Raw genomic sequence first — 20,501 nt, 5'->3', positions numbered from 1 at the left:
CTGGGAAACACGGGACGACATGCACGACGCGTTCCTCCAGCTCGCCCATTGCATGACCCTCGCCCGCAAGATCCCGGCTTTCTGAAAGGACCCCTAAAGCACCCAGCCCCCGCACGGCACAGACCGCAGACGCCCGGCCCACCCGCCCCTCCCCCACACCCAACAAAAAGACGGCTCCGCAGAAGTAATTGACGATCCGTCAGAAACCCTCATACGGTCCGTCCATGCCCATCACGGCGTACGACCTCACCGGCCGCACCGCGTTCATCACCGGCGCCGCGGGCGGCATCGGCCGCGCCTCGGCGCTGCTGCTCGCGCGGGCCGGCGCCACCGTGCACTGCGCGGACCGGGACGAACAGGGCCTGCACGAGACAGCGACCCTCATCAAGACCCACAACGGCACCGCCCACACCCACACCCTCGACGTCACCGACCGCGAACGGCTCGGCCGGGCCGTCGCCTCCTGCGGGCAGCTCGACGTGCTGGCGGCGATCGCCGGGATCATGCACAGCAGCCCCGTCCTGGAGACCCGCGACGAGGACCTCGACCGGGTGCTGAACGTGAACTTCAAGGGCGTGCTGTACGCCTGTCAGGAGGCGGCCCGCCTGATGATCGCCCGGGGCACGCGGGGCAGCATCGTCACCATGGCCTCGGGCGCCGTCGACACCGGCGGCTCCGGCCTGCTCTGCTACGGCGCGGCGAAGGCGGCGGTGGTCCAGCTGACGAAGACGCTGGCCACCGAGGTCGGCCGGTACGGCATCCGCGTCAACGCGGTCGCGCCGGGATGGATCCGCACCCCCATGACCGACCGCCACGACAGCGAGGGACAGGCGCACACCGAGGCGCACATGGCGCGGATGTCACCGCTGCGCCGGGTCGGCGCACCGGAGGACGTCGCGCACGCCGTCCTGTACCTGGCGTCCGACGCCTCGGCCTTCACGACGGGCCAGATCCTCCGTCCGAACGGGGGCGTCGCGATGCCGTGGTGAACGAGGCGGTCCCCGACCCCGGGGAGGCCGATCCGGTCGGCGGCGCCGCAGCGGCCGATCCGGTCGGCGGCGATGCAGCGGCCGATCCGGTCGTGGGCACCGTGGGGGCCGAGCCCGCCCGCCAGGCCCGCCGCCACCGCCCCCTGGCCACGGCCCCCGTCGCCCGCGACTTCGGCATGCAGTGCACCGGCAGCAGGCTCAGCCCCCACCCCCCGGCGGCGACCACCCCCTCCAGGGCTCCGGCGTCGGGCACCAGCGCGAGCCGCAGCGCGGCCCACCACCACAGCACCGCGACCCCGAGAACGGCCCCCCGACGCACCGTCCGCCCCGCCATGGCCGCCGACCTCCAGGCGGACGCTATGCGGCGGCCGACGCCCCCGGAAAGGGCGCACCGACGGCACACGGGCGCATCGCGCCCTACCACCCGGCGCAGGCCGACGAAGCCCCTGGAAGACCCCCGTGGCCCCGCGGGCACGTCACCCGTTCTCGGCCTGGAACATCCAGTGGTGCTTCTCCAGATCCGCCGTGATCCCGATGAAGATGTCCTGGGTCACGGGGTCCGCCTCCGCGGTCGCCCCGATCCGCTCCCGCATCCGGACGATCACCGCGCCCAGCGCCTCGACGAGCGTCGCGACCGCGGCCGTGTCGTCGACCCATCCCTCGGGCGTCACGCCGATACCGCTGCCGACGGCGACCGTCGCGGCACGCCCGTCGGGCGGCAGGCCGAGCGCCGCGGCCCGCTCGGCCACGGTGTCGGAGTGGGTCCGCGCGGTGGCCACGAGCTCGTCGAGCTGGAGATGCACCGAGCGGAAGCGGGGTCCGACCACGTTCCAGTGGATCTGCTTCGCCACGAGGGCGAGGTCCACCAGGTCGACGAGGGCACCCTGCAGCGCCTCGGACACGGTCTTCAGGTTCGCGTCGGACAACGGGCTCTTCACGACGTACATCCGGGCACCTCCGTCGACTCACCACCGCCATGTCCCTCAACGATGACCGCCGTACGGCACCCCGGCAAACGCACACATGCAGGGCGGCCCGGGCAAGCGAAAACCCCGGCGGTACCTCTCCGGGTCTCCCGGAAAGGCCCCGTCCGGGGCATCACCACACGTTCTCAGCGCCTCGTGGGCGCCCTATGTCCGTGCCGTGCCGCGCACGCGCATGCACGACGCGGGCGTTGCGCACGCTCACGCGGCGACGACGTCCACCGCCTCGGCGGGCGCCTTGATGGTTACCCGTTCCGGTGGCACACCGGTCACCGACACGGAGCCCAGCATCGGACGAACCGGCGTGGGCACAGGCTCACTGGGGGTGGCCGCAGCAGACTGGGCCAGCTCGGCGAGGGCGAGTTCGTCGCTCACTTCCCGCATGAGCTCGGACATCCGTACGTCCAGCGCGTCGCAGATGGCGGCGAGCAGTTCGGAGGAAGCCTCCTTCTGCCCCCGCTCCACCTCGGAGAGATAGCCGAGTGAGACTCGGGCGGACGAGGAGACTTCGCGCAGAGTACGGCCCTGGCGCTGGCGCTGCCGACGCAGCACGTCACCCAGTAGGCGACGGAGCAGAATCATCGGTGGCTCCCTCCTCGGACCGCGTAGCCGCATCCTTCACGCCCCACCGTACCGCCTAGCGCCGCGGCCGTGCGGGGAGCGATGTCGTGTTCACTTAGGGCTGCAAACATCAAAACCCCCCGTTCCGTTCCGTATCCTGTGCCCGCTCATTCCCGGTCTGTTCGCCCGCAAGCTCCTTCAGGAGGAGTGCGAGTACGCTCCGTACACTCTCTCTACGAATTTCCGCGCGGTCGCCGTTCAACCGCAGGGGCTCCACTTTTCCGCCAGGGGCGGAACCGGAACCCGGCTTGAAGGGCCCGTCCACGGCCACGAAAACCGTCCCGACGGGCTGCCCGTCCTGGGGGTCGGGACCCGCCACGCCGGTGGTCGCGATGCCCCAGTCGGCGCCGAGCGTCTTGCGGACGCCGCTCGCCATCTGGGCCGCCACCTGCGGATTCACCGCCCCGTGGGCCGCCAGCAGGGTGGCGTCGACGCCCAGCAGGTCAGCTTTCAGTTCGGTGGCGTAGGCGGTCACCGAGCCCCTAAAGACCTTCGACGCCCCGGGGACCGATGTGATCTCCGCCGCGACGAGGCCACCGGTCAGCGACTCGGCGACGGCGAGCGTCTCGCCTCTCACCGTCAGTAGTCGCACCAGGTCGGTGGCCGTGGACCTCAAGCTTCCGTCTCCTTCAACGCCGCCTTGCGCTCGGCGATTCCCCGCCTGCGCATCACAATGGCTTGTCTCACATAGTCGAGTCCGGTCACCACGGTCAAAACGACCGCCACCGCCATCACCCAGAACCTCAGGGTGGCCAGCCATCCCGTCAGCGCCAGCACGTACATGCCGACGGCCACGCCCTGGGTGAGGGTCTTGAGCTTGCCTCCGCGGCTGGCGGGGATGACGCCGTACCGAATGACCAGAAAACGCAGCAGGGTGATCCCGAGTTCCCGCCCGAGGATGACGCCCGTGACCCACCACGGCAGATCGCCCAGCGCGGAGAGACAGACCAGCGCCGCCCCCATGATCGCCTTGTCGGCGATGGGGTCGGCGATCTTCCCGAAGTCGGTGACGAGGTTGTACGCCCGCGCCAGATGACCGTCGAACAGGTCGGTGATCATGGCGATGGCGAAGGCCGCCCAGGCGAGCGCCCGCCACGCCGGGTCGTACCCGCCGTCGGCGAGCATCAGGGCGACGAAGGCCGGCACGAGGACCAGCCGGAGCATGGTGAGCAGGTTGGCGACGTTCCAGACGCTGGCCTGGTTGACGGCCGCGGCCGCCAGCTTCCCGCCCCGCGCCGGCTTCGCACCGCCCTGCGGGTCGGAGGCACCGCCGGACCCGGCACCGCCCTCGGCACCCGGAGCGTCGCCGGCCGCCGAGGACCCGCCACCGGAAGCCCCGCCGACTCCGGAAGCCCCTCCACCGGCCGCGCCCGATGACGCACCACCGGCCGCCCGCGCTGCCGCCCCCTCAGCCCCGCGGGCCGCCGCACGACCGCTCACCGCCCCGGGGACAGCCCCCGAGGCCGCACTCGCCGCGGCCCTCCTCGCGCCGGAGGAGCCTCCCGCCGCGGATGCCGGAACACCGGTCATCTGCCCGCCTCCTCACTCCACGCGAGCGAGCCCTGAAGCGGCTCGGCCACCAGGTCGACACCTTCCGTACCGACCACCTTCGCCTCGACCATACGGCCGACGCTCAACCCTTCGCCGCTCGTGAGCAGCACCTGCCCGTCCGTCTCGGGCGCCTGGTGCGCCGCACGGCCGTAGACACCCTCCTCGTCGTCCACGGACTCCACGAGCACCCGCACCGTCTCCCCCACGCGCTCCTCGGCGCGCTGGGAGACCAGTTCCTCGGCCAGCCGGGAGACACGTGCCAGTCGCCCGGCGACGACGTCCTCGTCGAGCTTGTTGTCGTACGTCGCCGCCTCCGTGCCCTCCTCGTCGGAGTAGCCGAAGACGCCGATGGCGTCCAGCCTGGCGTGGTTCAGGAACCGCTCCAGCTCGGCGAGGTCGGCCTCGGACTCGCCGGGGAAGCCGACGATGAAGTTGGAGCGCACGCCGGCTTCGGGAGCCTTGCTCCGGATGGTGTCGAGGAGCTCCAGGAAGCGGTCGGTGTCGCCGAAGCGCCGCATGGCGCGCAGCACGTCGGGCGCGGAGTGCTGGAAGGACAGGTCGAAGTAGGGCGCCACCTTCGGGGTCGACGTCAGGACGTCGATCAGTCCGGGCCGCATCTCGGCCGGCTGGAGGTAGCTGACGCGCACCCGTTCGATGCCGTCGACCTCGGCGAGTTCGGGCAGCAGCGACTCCAGCAGACGGATGTCGCCCAGGTCCTTGCCGTAGGAGGTGTTGTTCTCGGAGACCAGCATGATCTCCTTGACGCCCTGCTCGGCCAGCCACCGCGTCTCGTTCAGCACGTCGCTCGGGCGGCGCGAGATGAAGGAGCCGCGGAAGGACGGGATGGCGCAGAAGGAGCAGCGCCGGTCGCAGCCGGAGGCGAGCTTGACGGAGGCGACCGGGGAGCCGTCCAGGCGGCGGCGCAGGGGCGCACGGGGGCCAGAGGCCGGCCCCACGCCCTCCGGAAGGTCGGCCGGACCATGCCCGGGGAGGGCCACGGCGGCCGCCGACTGCTGCCGCTCCGCCGGGCTGATCGGCAGCAGCTTGCGCCGGTCGCGCGGGGTGTGTGCGGCGTGGATGCCGCCGTTCAGGATGGTCTGGAGGCGGTCCGAGATGTTCGTGTAGTCGTCGAAGCCGAGCACGCCGTCGGCCTCGGGAAGGGCCTCGGCGAGCTCCTTGCCGTACCGCTCGGCCATGCAGCCCACCGCCACGACGGCCTGGGTTCTCCCGTGCCCCTTGAGATCGTTGGCCTCCAGGAGGGCGTCGACGGAGTCCTTCTTGGCGGCCTCGACGAAGCCACAGGTGTTGACAACGGCGACGTCCGCGTCCGCGGCGTCCTCCACGAGCTGCCAGCCGTCCGCCTCCAAACGGCCTGCGAGCTCCTCCGAGTCCACCTCGTTACGGGCGCAGCCAAGGGTGACAAGTGCGACGGTACGGCGTTCAGGCATGGGCTCAAGACTACTTCGTTCCGCTGACAGCCCATGTCGACGGGGTTGGCCGATCTTGGCCAACCCCGTACCGGCACACCCCTTTGAAATCGCTTATCCGGCTGAAACCGCTTATCCGGCCTCGGGGTCGCCCTTGGTGTAGGTCAGGCGCTCCACGGAGCCGGGCTGGAAGTCGTCCTCGATCTTCTTGCCGTTCACGTGCAGGTCGATCGCGCCGGCGTCCCCGAGGACCAGGTGGACCTTCGAGCTGTCCTGGAAGACCTTGGAGTCGCCCTGCTTGAGGAAGCCGTCGAACAGCAGGCGGCCGTTGTGGTCCCTGGCGGAGATCCAGCTGCGGCCGTCGGTGGCGCTGACCTGGACCGTCACCTTGTTCTGCGGCGCGGCCGCGATCGCGCTGTCGGACGGCTCCGGCTCCGGGTCGGCGGGCTTCTTCGACTTGGGGGTAGGCGAGGTGGAGTCGTTGGTCGTGGACGTGGAACCCTCGGCGACGTTCGACCCGGCGTTGCTGTCGTCACCGCCGCTGAACAGCGTGAACCCGACGAAACCGATCACGACCACGATCGCGGCGACCATGGCCGCGGTCCAGTTGGGTCCGCGCCGCTCGGGACGGATGCGTTCGGCCTCGAACAGGGGCGCCGCCGGGGTCGGGGCCGGGCGCCCGCCGTGCTCGGCGTCGTACTGGGCGATCAGCGGGGCGGGATCGAGGTGTACGTGCTTGGCCAGGGTCCGGATGTGCCCGCGGGCGTAGACGTCCCCGCCGCAGGCGGCGAAGTCGTCGGCCTCGATGGCGTGCACGATGGCGATACGGACCCGGGTGGCGCTACTGACGTCGTCGACGGTCAACCCTGCGTCGATACGCGCCTGTTTCAGCGCGTGGCCGATGGAGGGGCGGGCTTCCTCGGAAACGTCTTCGAACGGACGCTCGTCTTCAGGAGAGTTGCCGATGGACACGGGGGCGCCTTTCGAGCGTGTAGCCGCCTGTGCTGGAGGTTCAGTCTATGGGGGGTGCAAAAGGGTGGGGCAACCGGGCGGTAGCACTTTGTACGCCATCGGAATGGCCCGACATCCCGATGGTGGAGCAGGTGATGGTCGCTTCCCTCAACTTGACGTACGGCAAAGGGAAACGGTTGCTCGATGATCCCTTACGGGTCGGTCACGATATGAACACCCGGTTGCCGTACCGCCCCGCGAGGCGACCACCGCGCTGTCCCTTTCCCTACCCTTCAGACTCCCCACGGATCATCGCGAGCACGCCATCCAGCTCATCAGGCTTCACAAGAACGTCACGTGCCTTGGAGCCCTCGCTCGGTCCGACGATGTTCCGGGACTCCATGAGGTCCATCAGCCGCCCGGCCTTGGCGAAGCCGACGCGCAGCTTGCGCTGGAGCATGGACGTCGACCCGAACTGCGTGGAGACGACCAGCTCGGCCGCCTGGCACAGCAGGTCGAGGTCGTCGCCGATGTCCTCGTCGATCTCCTTCTTCTGCTTGGTGCCCACGACGACGTCGTCCCGGAAGACGGGCGCCATCTGGTCCTTGCAGTGCTGGACGACGGCCGCGACCTCCTCCTCGGTCACGAAGGCGCCCTGCATACGCACCGGCTTGTTCGCGCCCATCGGCAGGAACAGCCCGTCACCCTTGCCGATGAGCTTCTCGGCGCCCGGCTGGTCGAGGATGACGCGCGAGTCGGCGAGCGAGGAGGTGGCGAACGCGAGCCGCGACGGCACGTTCGCCTTGATCAGGCCGGTGACCACGTCGACGGACGGCCGCTGCGTGGCGAGCACCAGGTGGATGCCGGCGGCCCGCGCGAGCTGCGTGATCCGCACGATCGCGTCCTCGACGTCCCGCGGCGCGACCATCATCAGATCGGCGAGCTCGTCGACGATCACCAGCAGGTACGGGTACGGCTGCAGCTCCCGCTCGCTGCCCTCCTGCGGCTTCACCTTGCCGTTGCGCACCGCCTCGTTGAAGTCGTCGATGTGCCGGAAACCGTACGCCGCCAGGTCGTCGTAGCGCAGGTCCATCTCGCGTACGACCCACTGCAGCGCCTCGGCGGCCCGCTTCGGGTTGGTGATGATCGGCGTGATCAGGTGCGGGATGCCCTCGTACGCGGTGAGCTCGACACGCTTGGGGTCCACGAGGACCATGCGCACATCCTCCGGGGTCGCCCGCATCATGATCGAGGTGATCAGGCAGTTGATGCAGGACGACTTGCCGGAGCCGGTGGCGCCGGCGACGAGGATGTGCGGCATCTTCGCCATGTTCGCCATCACGTAGCCGCCCTCGACGTCCTTGCCGAGCGCGACCAGCATCGGGTGGTCGTCCTCGGCGGCGGCCGCCAGGCGCAGCACGTCACCGAGGTTGACCATCTCCCGGTCGGTGTTCGGGATCTCGATACCGACCGCCGACTTGCCGGGGATCGGGCTGATGATCCGTACGTCGGGGCTGGCGACGGCGTACGCGATGTTCTTGGTCAGCGCCGTGATCCGCTCGACCTTCACGGCGGGCCCGAGCTCGACCTCGTACCGGGTGACCGTCGGTCCGCGCGTGAAGCCGGTGACGCGGGCGTCGACCTTGAACTCGGTGAAGACGGTGGTGAGCGCGGCCACTATGGCGTCGTTGGCGGCGCTGCGCGCCTTGCCCGGGCCGCCGCGCTCGAGGAGGTCGAGCGACGGCAGGGCGTAGGTGATGTCGCCGGACAGCTGGAGTTGCTCCGCCCGCGCGGGCAGGTCGCGGGTCTCGGCGGGCGGCGCCTTGGTGAGATCCGGGACATCCCCCTTGAGCTTGTCCTCCCTGGGCTTGTCCGGCTGGGGGCGGGCGGCCGGGACGGGCGTCGGCGTCGTCGGCTCCCGGTCGCCGACGCGCACGCCCTGGGTGAGGTCGGCGACGATCGGGGACGGCGGCATGCCGTGCAGCACAGCGCCGTCGAGCGCGGCGGCGGCCGCGGCGGCGACGTCCACGGCGTCCATGGGCCGCTCCATGTCGGGCTGCGGCACGGCGGACCGGCGGGGCCGGCCACGACGCCGCGAGAGGGCCTCCTGCTCCGCGGCGTCCGGGTCGTGGGACTCGGGCGCGCTCTTGCGCCGACGGGGGCGCGCGGGCAGCGCCTCGCGCCACTGCTCCTCGTACCGCGCCTCGTCCTCGCCGAACTCGTCCGTGTCGGGGTCGTGCACGATGCCGAGCTTCACCCCGAGCAGCCGCAGCCGCTGCGGGACGGCGTTGACCGGGGTGGCCGTGACGACGAGCAGCCCGAAGATCGTGAGCAGCACGAGCAGCGGTACGGCCAGCACATCCGTCATCGTGTACGACAGCGGGGTCGCCGCGGCCCAGCCGATGAGGCCGCCGGCGTCCCTTATGGCCTGCATGCCCTCGCTGCGCGGGGGCGAGCCACAGGCGATGTGCACCTGGCCCAGCACGCCGATGACGAGCGCGGACAGTCCGATGACGATGCGTCCGTTGGCCTCGGGCTTCTCCGGGTGCCGGATGAACCGTACGGCGATGACGGCGAGCAGGATCGGCACGAGCAGGTCGAGCCGACCGAAGGCGCCGGTCACCAGGATCTCGACGAGGTCGCCTACGGGGCCCTTCAGGTCGGCCCAGGTACCGGCGGCGACGATCAGGGCGATGGCGAGCAGCAGCAGGGCGATGCCGTCCTTGCGGTGCGCCGGGTCCAGGTTCTTGGCCCCCTGCCCTATGCCGCGGAACACGGCGCCGACGGCGTGCGCCAGCCCGAGCCAGAGGGCGCGCACGAGCCGGTAGATGCCCCCGGTCGGGCTCGGTGCCGGTTTGGGCGCGGGCTTCTTCGCCGCGGCCTTCTTGGCGGGCGCCTTCTTCGCGGGAGCCTTCTTGGCAGCGGCCTTCTTCGCCGGAGCCTTCGCTGAACCGGCCGCCTTCTTCGCGGGCGGCTTCTTGGCTGCGGAGGGACGTGAGGCCATAGGTGTGAGGTTACCGGGGGAGACGACAGCGGACACGTGTGCCTTGGGGTTCACCCGTTCGTGTCGCCGTTGCGGAGGCGGGAAACTGACGCGGGCTCATGGGAGATCGCTCGTCAGCCACCAGCACGGGCAGCGGTCACGCGTACACCGCGGGCAGTCGTGCCGCCTGGGGCTGCACCCCGCAGAACCGGGCGCGTACCGACTTCCCAGCCGCAACGCCGAGCACCCGAGCACCAACCCCGGGCCAACAACCCGACCGAGCCGAACCCTCAGCTCTGCGAGGGCACCGAATTCGCGCTCCCCGTCCCCGGCTCCAGCGCGTCCAACGCCCGCCGCAACCCGGTGAGCTTCCGCTCCAGATGCGCCGCCGTGGCCACCGCCGCCGCATCCGTCGACTCGTCGTTCAGCTGCTTGGTCAGCGCCTCGGCCTGCTCCTCGACCGCCGCGAGCCGCGCGGACAGCTCCGCGAGCAGTCCCGCCGACTCCTTGGCCTCGCCGTCGGCGTTCTTGCCGCCGCCCTCCAACTGGAGCCGCAGCAGCGCCGCCTGCTCACGCAGCTGGCAGTTCTTCATGTACAGCTCGACGAAGACGGAGACCTTCGCGCGCAGTACCCACGGGTCGAACGGCTTGGAGATGTAGTCGACCGCGCCCGCCGCGTACCCGCGGAACGTGTGGTGCGGGCCGTGGTTGATCGCGGTGAGGAAGATGATCGGGATGTCCCGGGTCCGCTCCCGCCGCTTGATGTGCGCGGCGGTCTCGAAACCGTCCATGCCCGGCATCTGGACATCCAGCAGAATGACCGCGAAATCGTCCGTGAGCAGTGCTTTGAGCGCTTCCTCCCCGGACGATGCCCGCACCAGCGTCTGATCGAGCGCAGAGAGGATCGCCTCCAGCGCCAGCAGATTCTCCGGCCGGTCATCGACCAGGAGGATCTTGGCCTTCTGCACCATGGCCCGCCCTCCTCGCCCCGGCTTGGGGCCTCCCCTGTCCGCAGGACCTGGGGAAGCACCGGCGGGTGCCGCCCCAGGGGACGACTCCCTTGCGCCGCCCGTCCTTGTGCCGGTCATCGTAGCCGCACCCCGCTCGTCGCCACACCCTGTCACCGCGATGTCACTGTGCACGTAGCAGAAACGCAGCGGGAGACCAGAAGGTTCCCCGAATCCCGTACTTCTACACGACTTCGCGCACACCGCGTCAACGACTCCGCGCGGACACCGAGCCTTCCCGCCACGGTCGCGCAAAAGTCGTACGTTCCCCTCACTCCCCCCGCATCCACTGCTCCATCACCGCCAGCAGGTGATCGGGGTCGACCGGCTTCGTCACGTAGTCGGACGCGCCCGACTCGATGGCCTTCTCCCGGTCGCCCTTCATCGCCTTCGCGGTGAGCGCGATGATCGGGAGTCCGGCGAACTGCGGCATCCTGCGGATCGCCGTGGTCGTCGCGTATCCGTCCATCTCGGGCATCATGATGTCCATCAGGACGACCGCCACGTCGTCGTGCTGCTCGAGCACCTCGATGCCCTCGCGGCCGTTCTCCGCGTACAGCACGGACAGGCCGTGCTGCTCCAGCACGCTGGTCAGCGCGAACACGTTGCGGATGTCGTCGTCGACGATCAGCACCTTCTGCCCGCCGAACCGGACACCGCGGTGCGACCGCGGTGTCTGCGCCCGCTCCTGCTCCACGGCCGACCACTGGCCGTCCTGCTGCACCGAGCGCTGCTCGAGCTCCGGCATGGTCCTGCGGCGGCGCCGGAACAGGGCGGCCGGCCCGTTCTGCGTCTCCTGGTACGACTTCACCTCGGCCGGGGTTTCGATCTCCACGTCGGACAGCTCGGAGGAGGAGGCCACAAGGTCTCCGGCCTCCAGGGCGGGCATGGGCTGCTGGTAGCCCTGCGGCGGCAGCTCGGTCGGGTGCAGCGGCAGGTACAGCGTGAACGTCGAGCCGCGGCCCGGCTCGCTCTGCGCGTGGATCTCACCGCCGAGCAGCTGGGCGATCTCCCGCGAGATCGACAGCCCGAGACCGGTGCCGCCGTACTTGCGGCTGGTCGTGCCGTCGGCCTGCTTGAACGCCTCGAAGATCACCCGCATCTTGCTGGCCGCGATACCGATGCCGGTGTCGGTCACCGAGAACGCGATCAGGTCCGCGTCCGGGTCGGTCAGCGAGCCGGTCTCCAGCAGCTGCTCCCGGATCTGCTGCGGCACGTCGTCCCGGGCCGGCCGGATGACCAGCTCCACCGATCCGGAGTCGGTGAACTTCACCGCGTTGGACAGCAGATTGCGCAGCACCTGGAGCAGGCGCTGCTCGTCCGTGTGCAGGGTGGCCGGCAACTCCGGGGACACCCGTACGGACAGGTCGAGGCCCTTCTCGGCGGTCAGCGGCCGGAAGGTGGCCTCCACGTAGTCCACGAGCTGCACGAGCGCGATCCGCGTCGGGGAGACGTCCATCTTGCCCGCCTCGACCTTCGACAGGTCGAGGATGTCGTTGATGAGCTGGAGCAGGTCGGAGCCGGCGCCGTGGATGGTCTCGGCGAACTCGACCTGCTTCGGGGAGAGGTTCCCCTCCGCGTTGTCGGCGAGCAGCTTGGCGAGGATCAGCAACGAGTTGAGCGGCGTACGCAGCTCGTGCGACATGTTGGCCAGGAACTCGCTCTTGTAGCGCATGGAGACCGCGAGCTGCTCCGCACGCTCCTCCAAAACCTGCCGCGCCTCCTCGATCTCGGTGTTCTTGACCTCGATGTCGCGGTTCTGCCGGGCCAGCAGCTCGGCCTTCTCCTCCAGTTCGGCGTTGGACGCCTGCAGGGCCTTCTGCCGCTGCTCCAACTCGGCGGAGCGCTCGCGCAGTTGCTCGGTCAGCTCCTGCGACTGCTTCAGCAGCCGCTCGGTCTTGGTGTTGACGGAGATGGTGTTGACGCTCGTCGCGATCATCTCGGCGATCTGGTTGAGGAAGTCCTTCTGGATCTGCGTGAACGGCGTGAAGGACGCCAGCTCGATGACGCCGAGCACCTTCCCCTCGAACAGCACCGGCAGCACGATCACCTGCGCGGGCGGCGCCTCCCCGAGCCCCGAGGAGATCTTCAGATAGCCGCTGGGCGCGTTCTCCACGAGGATCGTGCGCTTCTCCTTGGCCGCCGTCCCGATGAGGGCCTCACCGGGCCGGAACGACGTCGGCATGGAGCCCATGGAGTAGCCGTACGAGCCGAGCATGCGCAGCTCGTACTGGTCGTCGTCCGCGGCGTTCATGTCCTCGCCGTCGACGAGCGGCATGGCGAGGAAGAACGCGCCGTGCTGCGCGGAGACCACCGGGGTGAGCTCGCTCATGATCAGCGAGGCCACGTCCTCCAGGTCACGGCGGCCCTGCATCAGCGCGGAGATGCGGGCCAGGTTGCCCTTGAGCCAGTCCTGCTCCTTGTTGGCGATCGTGGTGTCGCGCAGGTTGGCGATCATCTTGTTGATGTAGTCCTGGAGCTCCTGGATCTCGCCGGACGCGTCCACGTCGATCTTCAGGTTCAGGTCGCCGCGGGTGACCGCGGTCGCCACGCGCGCGATGGCCCGCACCTGCCGGGTCAGGTTCCCGGCCATCTCGTTCACGGACTCGGTCAGGTCCCGCCAGGTGCCGTCGACGTCACGCACGCGTGCCTGCCCGCCGAGCTGTCCTTCCGTGCCCACCTCGCGGGCGACTCGGGTGACCTCCTCGGCGAAGCTCGACAGCTGATCGACCATCGTGTTGATGGTCGTCTTCAGCTCCAGGATCTCGCCGCGCGCGTCGATGTCGATCTTCTTCGTCAGGTCACCCTTGGCGATGGCCGTGGTCACCATGGCGATGTTGCGCACCTGGCCGGTCAGGTTGGACGCCATCTGGTTCACGGACTCGGTGAGGTCCTTCCACGTACCGGCCACACCCGGTACGTGCGCCTGGCCGCCGAGGATGCCGTCCGTGCCCACCTCACGGGCCACCTTGGTGACCTGCTCGGCGAACGAGCTCAGCGTCTTCACCATCGTGTTGATGGTGTCGGCGAGCTGCGCGACCTCACCGCGCGCCTCGATGGTGACCTGCCGCGTCAGGTCGCCGTTGGCGACGGCCGCGGAGACCTGGGAGATGTTCCGCACCTGCATGGTCAGGTTCTTGGCCATCAGGTTGACGTTGTCGCTCAGGTCCTTCCAGATGCCCGTGACGCCGGGCACGTGCGCCTGGCCGCCCAGAATGCCCTCGGTGCCCACCTCACGGGCCACCCGGGTCACCTGCTCGGCGAAGGACGACAGCTGGTCGACCATCGTGTTGACGGTCGTGACGAGCTCGAGGATCTCGCCCTTGGCGTCGACGGTGATCTTCTTCGACAGGTCGCCCTTGGCGACCGCCGTGGTGACCTCGGCGATGTTGCGCACCTGCATGGTGAGGTTGTTCGCCATGCCGTTCACGGACTGCGTAAGGTCCTTCCAGGTGCCGGAGACGCCCTGCACCTCGGCCTGGCCGCCCAGGATGCCCTCCGTACCCACCTCACGGGCCACACGCGTGACCTCCTGGGCGAAGGACGACAGCTGGTCGACCATCGTGTTCAGGGTGTTCTTCAGCTCCAGGATCTCGCCGCGCGCGTCCACGGTGATCTTCTGGGACAGGTCACCCCGGGCCACCGCGGTCGCCACCTGAGCGATGTTGCGCACCTGCGCGGTGAGGTTGCCGGCCATGCCGTTCACGGAGTCGGTCAGGTCACGCCACACACCGGCGACGCCGGGCACCTGCGCCTGACCACCCAGCCGGCCCTCCGTACCCACCTCGCGGGCCACACGCGTGACCTGCTCGGCGAAGGACGACAGCTGGTCGACCATCGTGTTGATGGTGTTCTTGAGCTCCAGGATCTCGCCGCGCGCGTCGACGTCGATCTTCTGCGACAGGTCACCGCGGGCCACGGCCGTCGTCACCTGCGCGATGTTGCGCACCTGGGAGGTCAGGTTCCCGGCCATCGAGTTGACGGAATCGGTGAGCTCCTTCCACGTACCCGACACGCCGTCCACGCGGGCCTGACCGCCGAGGCGGCCCTCCGTGCCCACGTCCCGGGCCATCCGCGTGACCTGGTCGGCGAAGCTCGACAGCTGGTCCACCATCGTGTTCACGGTGTTCTTCAGCTGGAGCATCTCGCCGGAGACGTCGACGGTGACCTTCTGCGACAGATCACCGTTGGCCACGGCCGTCGTCACCTGGGCGATGTTGCGGACCTGCCCGGTGAGGTTCCGGAACGCCGTGTTGACGGAGTCCGTCAGGTCCTTCCACGTCCCCGCCGCGCCCGGCACCTGCGCCTGACCGCCCAGCTCGCCCTCGACGCCGATCTCGCGCGCCACGCGCGTGACCTCGGCACCGAAGGCGGAGAGCTGGTCGACCATCGTGTTGACGGTGTTCTTCAGCTCCAGCATCTCGCCGGCCACGTCCACGGTGACCTTCTGCGACAGATCACCGTTGGCCACGGCCGTCGTCACGGCGGCGATGTCCCGCACCTGGGTCGTCAGGTTCCGGAACACGGTGTTGACGGAGTCCGTCAGGTCCTTCCACGTCCCCGCCGCGCCCGGCACATTCGCCTGACCACCGAGCCGCCCCTCGGCCCCGACCTCGTTGGCCACCCGCGTGACCTCGTCCGCGAAGATCCGCAGGGTCTCGGTCATCTGGTTGATCGTGTCCGCGAGCTGCGCGACCTCGCCGCGCGCCGGCACGGTCACCTTCCGTGACAGGTCACCGTTGGCGACCGCCGTCGTCACCTCTGAGATCCCGCGCACCTGGGCCGTGAGGTTCCCGGCCATGGTGTTGACGGAGTCGGTCAGCTCCTTCCACACACCGGCGACCCCGGGCACCTGCGCCTGACCACCGAGAATGCCCTCGGTGCCCACCTCACGCGCGACCCGGGTCACCTCGGACGAGAACGCCGAGAGCTGGTCGACCATCGTGTTGACGGTGTTCTTCAGCTCCAGCATCTCGCCGGCCACATGAACCGTGACCTTCCGGGACAGGTCACCCTTGGCGACGGCCGTCGTCACCAGCGCGATGTCCCGCACCTGGGCCGTCAGCCGGTACGCCATCGTGTTGACGGACTCCGTGAGGTCCTTCCACGAACCGGACATGCCACGCACGCGTGCCTGCCCGCCCAGCTTGCCCTCGGTGCCCACCTCACTGGCCACGCGCGTGACCTCGTCGGTGAACGTCGACAGCTGGTCGACCAGGTTGTTCACGGTCCGCCCGACCTTCAGGAACTCCCCGCGCAACGGATGCCCGGTCCCGTCCGGCCCCTGCGTCCGCAACTCCATCCGCGGCGACAGGTCACCCTCCGCCACCGCGGACAGCACCCGGCTGACCTCGGAGACGGGCCGTACGAGGTCATCGACGAGCGCGTTGGAGTTGTCGATCGCGGTCGCCCAGGAGCCCTCACAGGCCCCCGTCTCCAGCCGCTCGGTGAGCTTGCCCTCACGGCCCACCATGCGCCGCACCCGCGCCAGCTCGCCCGTCAGATGCAGATTGCGGTCGGCCACCTCGTTGAAGACCGCCGCGATCTCGGACATCACGCCGTCGCCGGACACCGTGAGCCGCTTGCGGAAGTTCCCGTCCCGCATCGACACGAGAGCCGCCAGCAGTCGGTTCAGCGCCGCCGTATCCACCTCGGTGGTGCCATTGCGCCCTTTGCCCTGGTTGCTCGGGGACTGTCCGCCTTTCGCGCGCGTCCTCGTGCCACGCGTCGCTGCGCCAGACTCCACTGTGTCCCTCCCGCAGGGGTCGACCATTACTGCTGTGCTCGGGTACTACCGCTCGGCGTACCGTTTACTGCTGCGTATTCCTGCTTACTACTGCGTACTCGTGCCGACATACCAGCCCGCCTCCAGGGGCTGCTGCCCGGCATACGCAGAAGACACTCAGCCTGCCCCTAACTTCACAAGAAGCCTGCCCAGTGTTTCACCCTGGCCGAACCAGGCCATAACAGTTCGGCAGCTTCGCACACCGTCCGCACACCCTCCGGACGGAAACACTGCAGACCGGCATCCGCACGGACCGCGAAGGTAAGTAACCTTGCATCCGGCTGTCCAGCCGCGCCGGTCCGTCCGGCCTGGGCGGTGGCACGAGAACGAGCGGGCATCGGAGGGGCGGCCGCACAACATGACCACCGGACTGATCCCGGGGGAACAGCCCCCGGACCCACGGCCGACGGACGCGCGGATGCCGCATCAGCGGCGCGAGCAGGTCGGTCACGGAGAGCAGCCCATCGAGAACCGGTCGAGGAGTTCTGTGATCACCGCGCGCGCGGCCGCCAGCTTCGAGCCCGTCGGGCGATCGGTCGCGAGCGCCCGCTCCTTCGTCCGGGACACCCTGCAGGGCTGGGGCTTCGCCGACATCGTCGACGACGCCGTGGTCCTCACCAGCGAGCTGGTGACCAACGCCGTGGTGCACGCCGGCACCTCCGCCGACGTGCTGTGCCTGCGCAGCGACGACGGCGTACGCATCGAGGTGGCCGACCGGTACCCGGAGCGTGAGATCCCGCTCCAGGCCTCGGCCGTCAACATGGGCAGCCCCGACCGCGAGGGCGGCCGCGGCCTCCAGCTGTGCGCGGCCCTGGCCGGCCGCTGGGGCGTCGAGTACACGCCCACCCACAAGACCGTCTGGTTCCAACTCGATCTCCCCGAACGCCCGGTGGGAACCCGCGCGGCCGGCCCGTGCCTGCCCGCCGACCTCCTGCCACTCGCCGACGGCCGGGTCCGCGTCGCCGTCATCCAGATCGACCGCACCGGCAACATCACCGCCTGGAACGAGGACGCCGAGGAGCTCTTCGGCTACACGGCCGACCAGGTCACCGGCAAGCCGCTCACCGACCTCGCGGCCTGGCCGCACACCCCGGGCACCAGCACCGGCATCGCCGAAGCGCTCCAGCTCTCCCGCTGGGAGGGCAGTTACGGCATCCGCGGCGCCAACGGCCGCGTGACCCCCGTGTACGCCTCCCACCTCCGCGTCCGCGACACGGGCGGCGAGCCGTCAACCGTCTGCCTCCTCGTCCGGGATCACGAACGAGCTGTTCTGCAGACGCCGTCGCGCGTTCCGGCCTCCGACACCGCCTCCTCCTCCGAGGGCCAGAGCGCCGACCCGTTCGAGGTGTTCATCGGCTCCCCCGCCCCGGACGACCTCGACGGCCTTCTGCAGCGCACGGTCGAGCGCGCCCGCGACATGCTCGACGCCGACTCCGCGTTCCTGCTCCTCGCCACCGACGACGAGACGGAACTGGAGGTCCGCGCCTCGACGGGCCTGCCCTCCGCCCGCCAGCGCTTCGCCCGCGTCCCCGTCGAGGCCGGCCCCGGCCGCTACGGCTCGGCCCGCATGCCGGCCGTCCACGACGACCTGACGGCCGTCCCCGGCGCCGTACCGCTGCTGAACGGCACCGGCATGCGCTCGGTCGTCACGGTCCCCCTGAAGGTCGAGGGCCGCCTCACCGGCTCCCTCGGCGTCGCGGCCGAGGCCCCCGGCCGCTACTCCAACGAGGAGGCCCTGCGCCTGCAGTTCGCAGCCGACCGCATCGCACTGGCGGTCGAATCGGCCCGCCTGGGCGAACTGGAACGCCTGCGGCGGGGCTCGCTGAGCTTCCTGGTCGAGGCGTCCGACCTTCTCGCCGGCACCCTGGACCGCGACCAGACCCTGGCCCTCATGGCCCAGATGACGGTCCCGACCCTGGCCACCTGGTGCGCGGTCTACACGATCGCCGACCAGGCCTCCGAGCCGTACCTGTCGTACGTCCTGCACGAGGACGAGGAGCTCATCGACGGCATCAAGTCCCTGCTGTCGAAGATCCCACCGCCCGACCCGGTCCCCACCCCCGGCGCCCGCGTCTGGACGGCCCCCGGCGAGGTGGCCCACCAGGCGGCCCTGCGCAGCTCCATGCGGAGCCTCGGCCTGAGCGGCGGCCCGAGCCACCAGGTCACCCCGGGCATCGGCCCGACCCTTGCCACGGCCTCCGCGGTGGGCGGCGAGACGGTCGTCCTGCCCCTGGTCGCCCGCAACCGCGTCATCGGCATGCTGACCCTCGGCAAGCCCACCGACGAGCACTTCCGCCAGGAGATCCTGGAGCTGGCCGAGGACCTCTCCCGCCGGGCCGCCCTGGCCCTGGACAACGCCCGCCTGTACTCGGAGCGCACGGCGATCAGCCAGTCCCTCCAGCGCAGCCTCCTGCCGCCCGAGCTCCCCCAGATCGAGGGCGTCGAGGTCGAGGTCATCTACCGCGCGGCCGGCGAGGGCAACGAGGTCGGCGGCGACTTCTACGACGTCTTCCCGATCCGCGACAACGCGTACGGCTTCGCCATCGGCGACGTCTGCGGCACGGGCCCGAACGCGGCGGCCGTCACGGGCCTGGCCCGCCATGCCCTGCGTCTGCTGGCGCGGGAGGGCCTCAGCGGCCCGGCGGTCCTGGAGCGCCTGAACTCCGCGATCCTCGACGAGGGCGCCCGCAGCCGCTTCCTCACCCTCCTGTATGGCGAGATGCGTCCTCAGGAGGACGGCAGCGCGGAACTGAAGGTGGTCTGCGCCGGCCACCCCCTCCCGCTCCGCCTGCGCCAGGACGGCACGGTGGAACCGGCCGCCGAACCCCAGCCGCTCCTCGGCGTCATCGACGACCTGGAACTCTACGAGCAGACGGTCACGCTGGACCCGGGAGACGTCCTCCTCTGCGTCACGGACGGTGTCACGGAACGCCGTGAGGGCTCCCGCATGCTGGGCGACGACGGCCTCGCCGACGTCCTGACGACCTGCACGGGCCTCACGGCGGGCGCAGTCGCGGCCCGCATCATGCGCGCTGTCGAACGCTTCGCCTCGGACGCCCCGTCCGACGACATGGCGATCCTGGCGATGCGCGTACCGGAGCCCCACAAGGACTGAGAACATGCGAAAGGCCCCGCCCATATCGGGCGGGGCCTTTCTGCTGGAGCCCCCAAACGGAATCGAACCGTTGACCTTCTCCTTACCATGGAGACGCTCTGCCGACTGAGCTATAGGGGCCTGTCGCCTTGTCCGAGGTTTCCCTCGCGGCAACGGAATAGATCATACCCCGAACAGAGCCGTGCTCCGAACCACAACCACCAGGTCCACTCCGCTTCTTCAGAACGCCGGCTGGAGCAGCCCGCCGAGCGCGTTGCACGCGGACACGATCCGCTGCATGTCCCGCTTCGTCAACGAGGCGTCCACAGGCAGCGCGAGCGTCTCGTCGGCGGCCCGCTCGGTCTCCGGCAGCGACAACACGTACCGCCGGAATTCCGGCAGGCGGTGCACGGGCGTCTTCACCGGCACCCGGCATTCGACTCCCCGGGCCCGCACGGCCCGGGCGAAGGCGTCCCGGTCCGGCCGCCCATTCCCCGGCACCCGCACGACGTACTGCTGATAGGTGTGCCCGTCACCCCCGTCAGGCGTCCGCACACCCCTCAACTTGGCATCGAGATAAGCTGCCCGCTCCCGCCGCTGAGCGACCTCGTCGTACGGCGCCTCGGACTCCCCCTGCTCCAGCACCAGCAGCCCGTACCGCTGCCCGACCGCGTACAACCGCGCGATGTCCGCGGGCCGGCCGAAGCGGTGTACGACAACGACAGCTGCCGTCCGCGGAGTTACGGCCGCGTCCACAGCGGCCGCGTCCAGGCAGTACGTCATCGGATCTATGTCGGCGAACACCGGCAGCGCACCGGCCAGGACCACAGCCTCGGCAACCTCGACGTTCCCGAAGGCCGGCACGATGACCTCGTCACCGAGTCCTACACCGGCGGCCCTGAGCATTGCAGCAGTACCCATGCTGTGGATGCTGGTTGCGCAACGTGAACTTCAAGTGACGCAGAACAAAAAAGGGTTGGACCCGGAACCGAAGTTCCGGGTCCAACCCTTTGAAGAATTGTTCGGCGGCGTCCTACTCTCCCACAGGGTCCCCCCTGCAGTACCATCGGCGCTGTAAGGCTTAGCTTCCGGGTTCGGAATGTAACCGGG

General features: G+C 69.9%; 12 protein-coding genes, 1 tRNA gene and 1 rRNA gene. 2 read left to right on the top strand and 12 right to left on the bottom strand.

Annotated features, from left to right (window positions below):
* Positions 1–224: 224 nt before the first annotated feature.
* Complete coding sequence (locus tag ACYVMZ_RS37980; protein WP_461087660.1) at positions 225–989, top strand: SDR family NAD(P)-dependent oxidoreductase; 765 nt, start codon at positions 225–227, stop codon at positions 987–989.
* Between the two features lie 476 nt (positions 990–1,465).
* On the opposite strand, the gene ACYVMZ_RS37975 is transcribed toward ACYVMZ_RS37980, so the two are convergent.
* The 9 genes from ACYVMZ_RS37975 to ACYVMZ_RS37935 all read right to left on the bottom strand — a co-directional run bounded on the left by ACYVMZ_RS37975 (position 1,466) and on the right by ACYVMZ_RS37935 (position 16,258).
* Positions 1,466–1,936 (bottom strand): Dps family protein, encoded by a 471-nt coding sequence (locus ACYVMZ_RS37975; RefSeq protein ID WP_461087658.1) that lies wholly within the window; start codon positions 1,934–1,936, stop codon positions 1,466–1,468.
* Between the two features lie 237 nt (positions 1,937–2,173).
* Complete coding sequence (locus ACYVMZ_RS37970; protein WP_167997591.1) at positions 2,174–2,554, bottom strand: helix-turn-helix domain-containing protein; 381 nt, start codon at positions 2,552–2,554, stop codon at positions 2,174–2,176.
* Positions 2,555–2,663: 109 nt separating this feature from the next.
* Positions 2,664–3,209 (bottom strand): CinA family protein, encoded by a 546-nt coding sequence (locus tag ACYVMZ_RS37965; RefSeq protein ID WP_461087655.1) that lies wholly within the window; start codon positions 3,207–3,209, stop codon positions 2,664–2,666.
* Positions 3,206–4,123: a CDP-diacylglycerol--glycerol-3-phosphate 3-phosphatidyltransferase gene (gene pgsA / locus ACYVMZ_RS37960; RefSeq protein ID WP_461087653.1), complete on the bottom strand. Its 918-nt coding sequence runs from the start codon at positions 4,121–4,123 to the stop codon at positions 3,206–3,208. Before pgsA ends, ACYVMZ_RS37965 begins: the two co-directional genes overlap by 4 nt.
* Complete coding sequence (gene rimO, locus ACYVMZ_RS37955; protein ID WP_461087651.1) at positions 4,120–5,592, bottom strand: 30S ribosomal protein S12 methylthiotransferase RimO; 1,473 nt, start codon at positions 5,590–5,592, stop codon at positions 4,120–4,122. The genes pgsA and rimO overlap by 4 nt, the downstream gene beginning before the upstream one ends.
* Positions 5,593–5,703: 111 nt before the next feature.
* Positions 5,704–6,543, bottom strand: a complete 840-nt coding sequence (locus ACYVMZ_RS37950) for a helix-turn-helix domain-containing protein (RefSeq protein WP_461087649.1) — start codon at positions 6,541–6,543, stop codon at positions 5,704–5,706.
* A gap of 265 nt (positions 6,544–6,808) precedes the next feature.
* Positions 6,809–9,526 carry a DNA translocase FtsK gene (locus tag ACYVMZ_RS37945; protein WP_461087647.1) on the bottom strand — a complete coding sequence of 906 codons (2,718 nt, stop codon included), beginning with the start codon at positions 9,524–9,526 and terminating at the stop codon, positions 6,809–6,811.
* Between the two features lie 269 nt (positions 9,527–9,795).
* Positions 9,796–10,476, bottom strand: coding sequence for a response regulator (locus ACYVMZ_RS37940; protein WP_461087645.1), 681 nt, complete (start codon positions 10,474–10,476; stop codon positions 9,796–9,798).
* Between the two features lie 307 nt (positions 10,477–10,783).
* The gene (locus ACYVMZ_RS37935) at positions 10,784–16,258 is read right to left on the bottom strand and encodes a HAMP domain-containing protein (protein WP_461087643.1); all 5,475 of its coding nucleotides are present in this window, start codon (positions 16,256–16,258) and stop codon (positions 10,784–10,786) included.
* A gap of 397 nt (positions 16,259–16,655) precedes the next feature.
* Between ACYVMZ_RS37935 and ACYVMZ_RS37930 the strand changes: the two genes are divergently transcribed.
* Complete coding sequence (locus ACYVMZ_RS37930; RefSeq protein WP_461087641.1) at positions 16,656–19,412, top strand: SpoIIE family protein phosphatase; 2,757 nt, start codon at positions 16,656–16,658, stop codon at positions 19,410–19,412.
* Between the two features lie 44 nt (positions 19,413–19,456).
* Here the strand turns inward: ACYVMZ_RS37930 and ACYVMZ_RS37925 are convergent.
* From ACYVMZ_RS37925 to rrf, 3 genes are all read right to left on the bottom strand, one after another.
* Positions 19,457–19,532: transfer RNA gene (locus ACYVMZ_RS37925), tRNA-Thr, on the bottom strand.
* Positions 19,533–19,631: 99 nt separating this feature from the next.
* A complete protein-coding gene (locus ACYVMZ_RS37920) occupies positions 19,632–20,297 on the bottom strand; it encodes a DegT/DnrJ/EryC1/StrS family aminotransferase (RefSeq protein WP_461087662.1) in 666 nt (221 codons plus the stop codon).
* Between the two features lie 114 nt (positions 20,298–20,411).
* A 5S ribosomal RNA gene (gene rrf / locus ACYVMZ_RS37915) occupies positions 20,412–20,501 on the bottom strand; the annotation flags it as partial.

This window comes from Streptomyces deserti (assembly GCF_054782695.1).
Note: the sequence above shows the minus strand (reverse complement) of the source record. Positions and strands in the feature narration are given on the sequence as shown.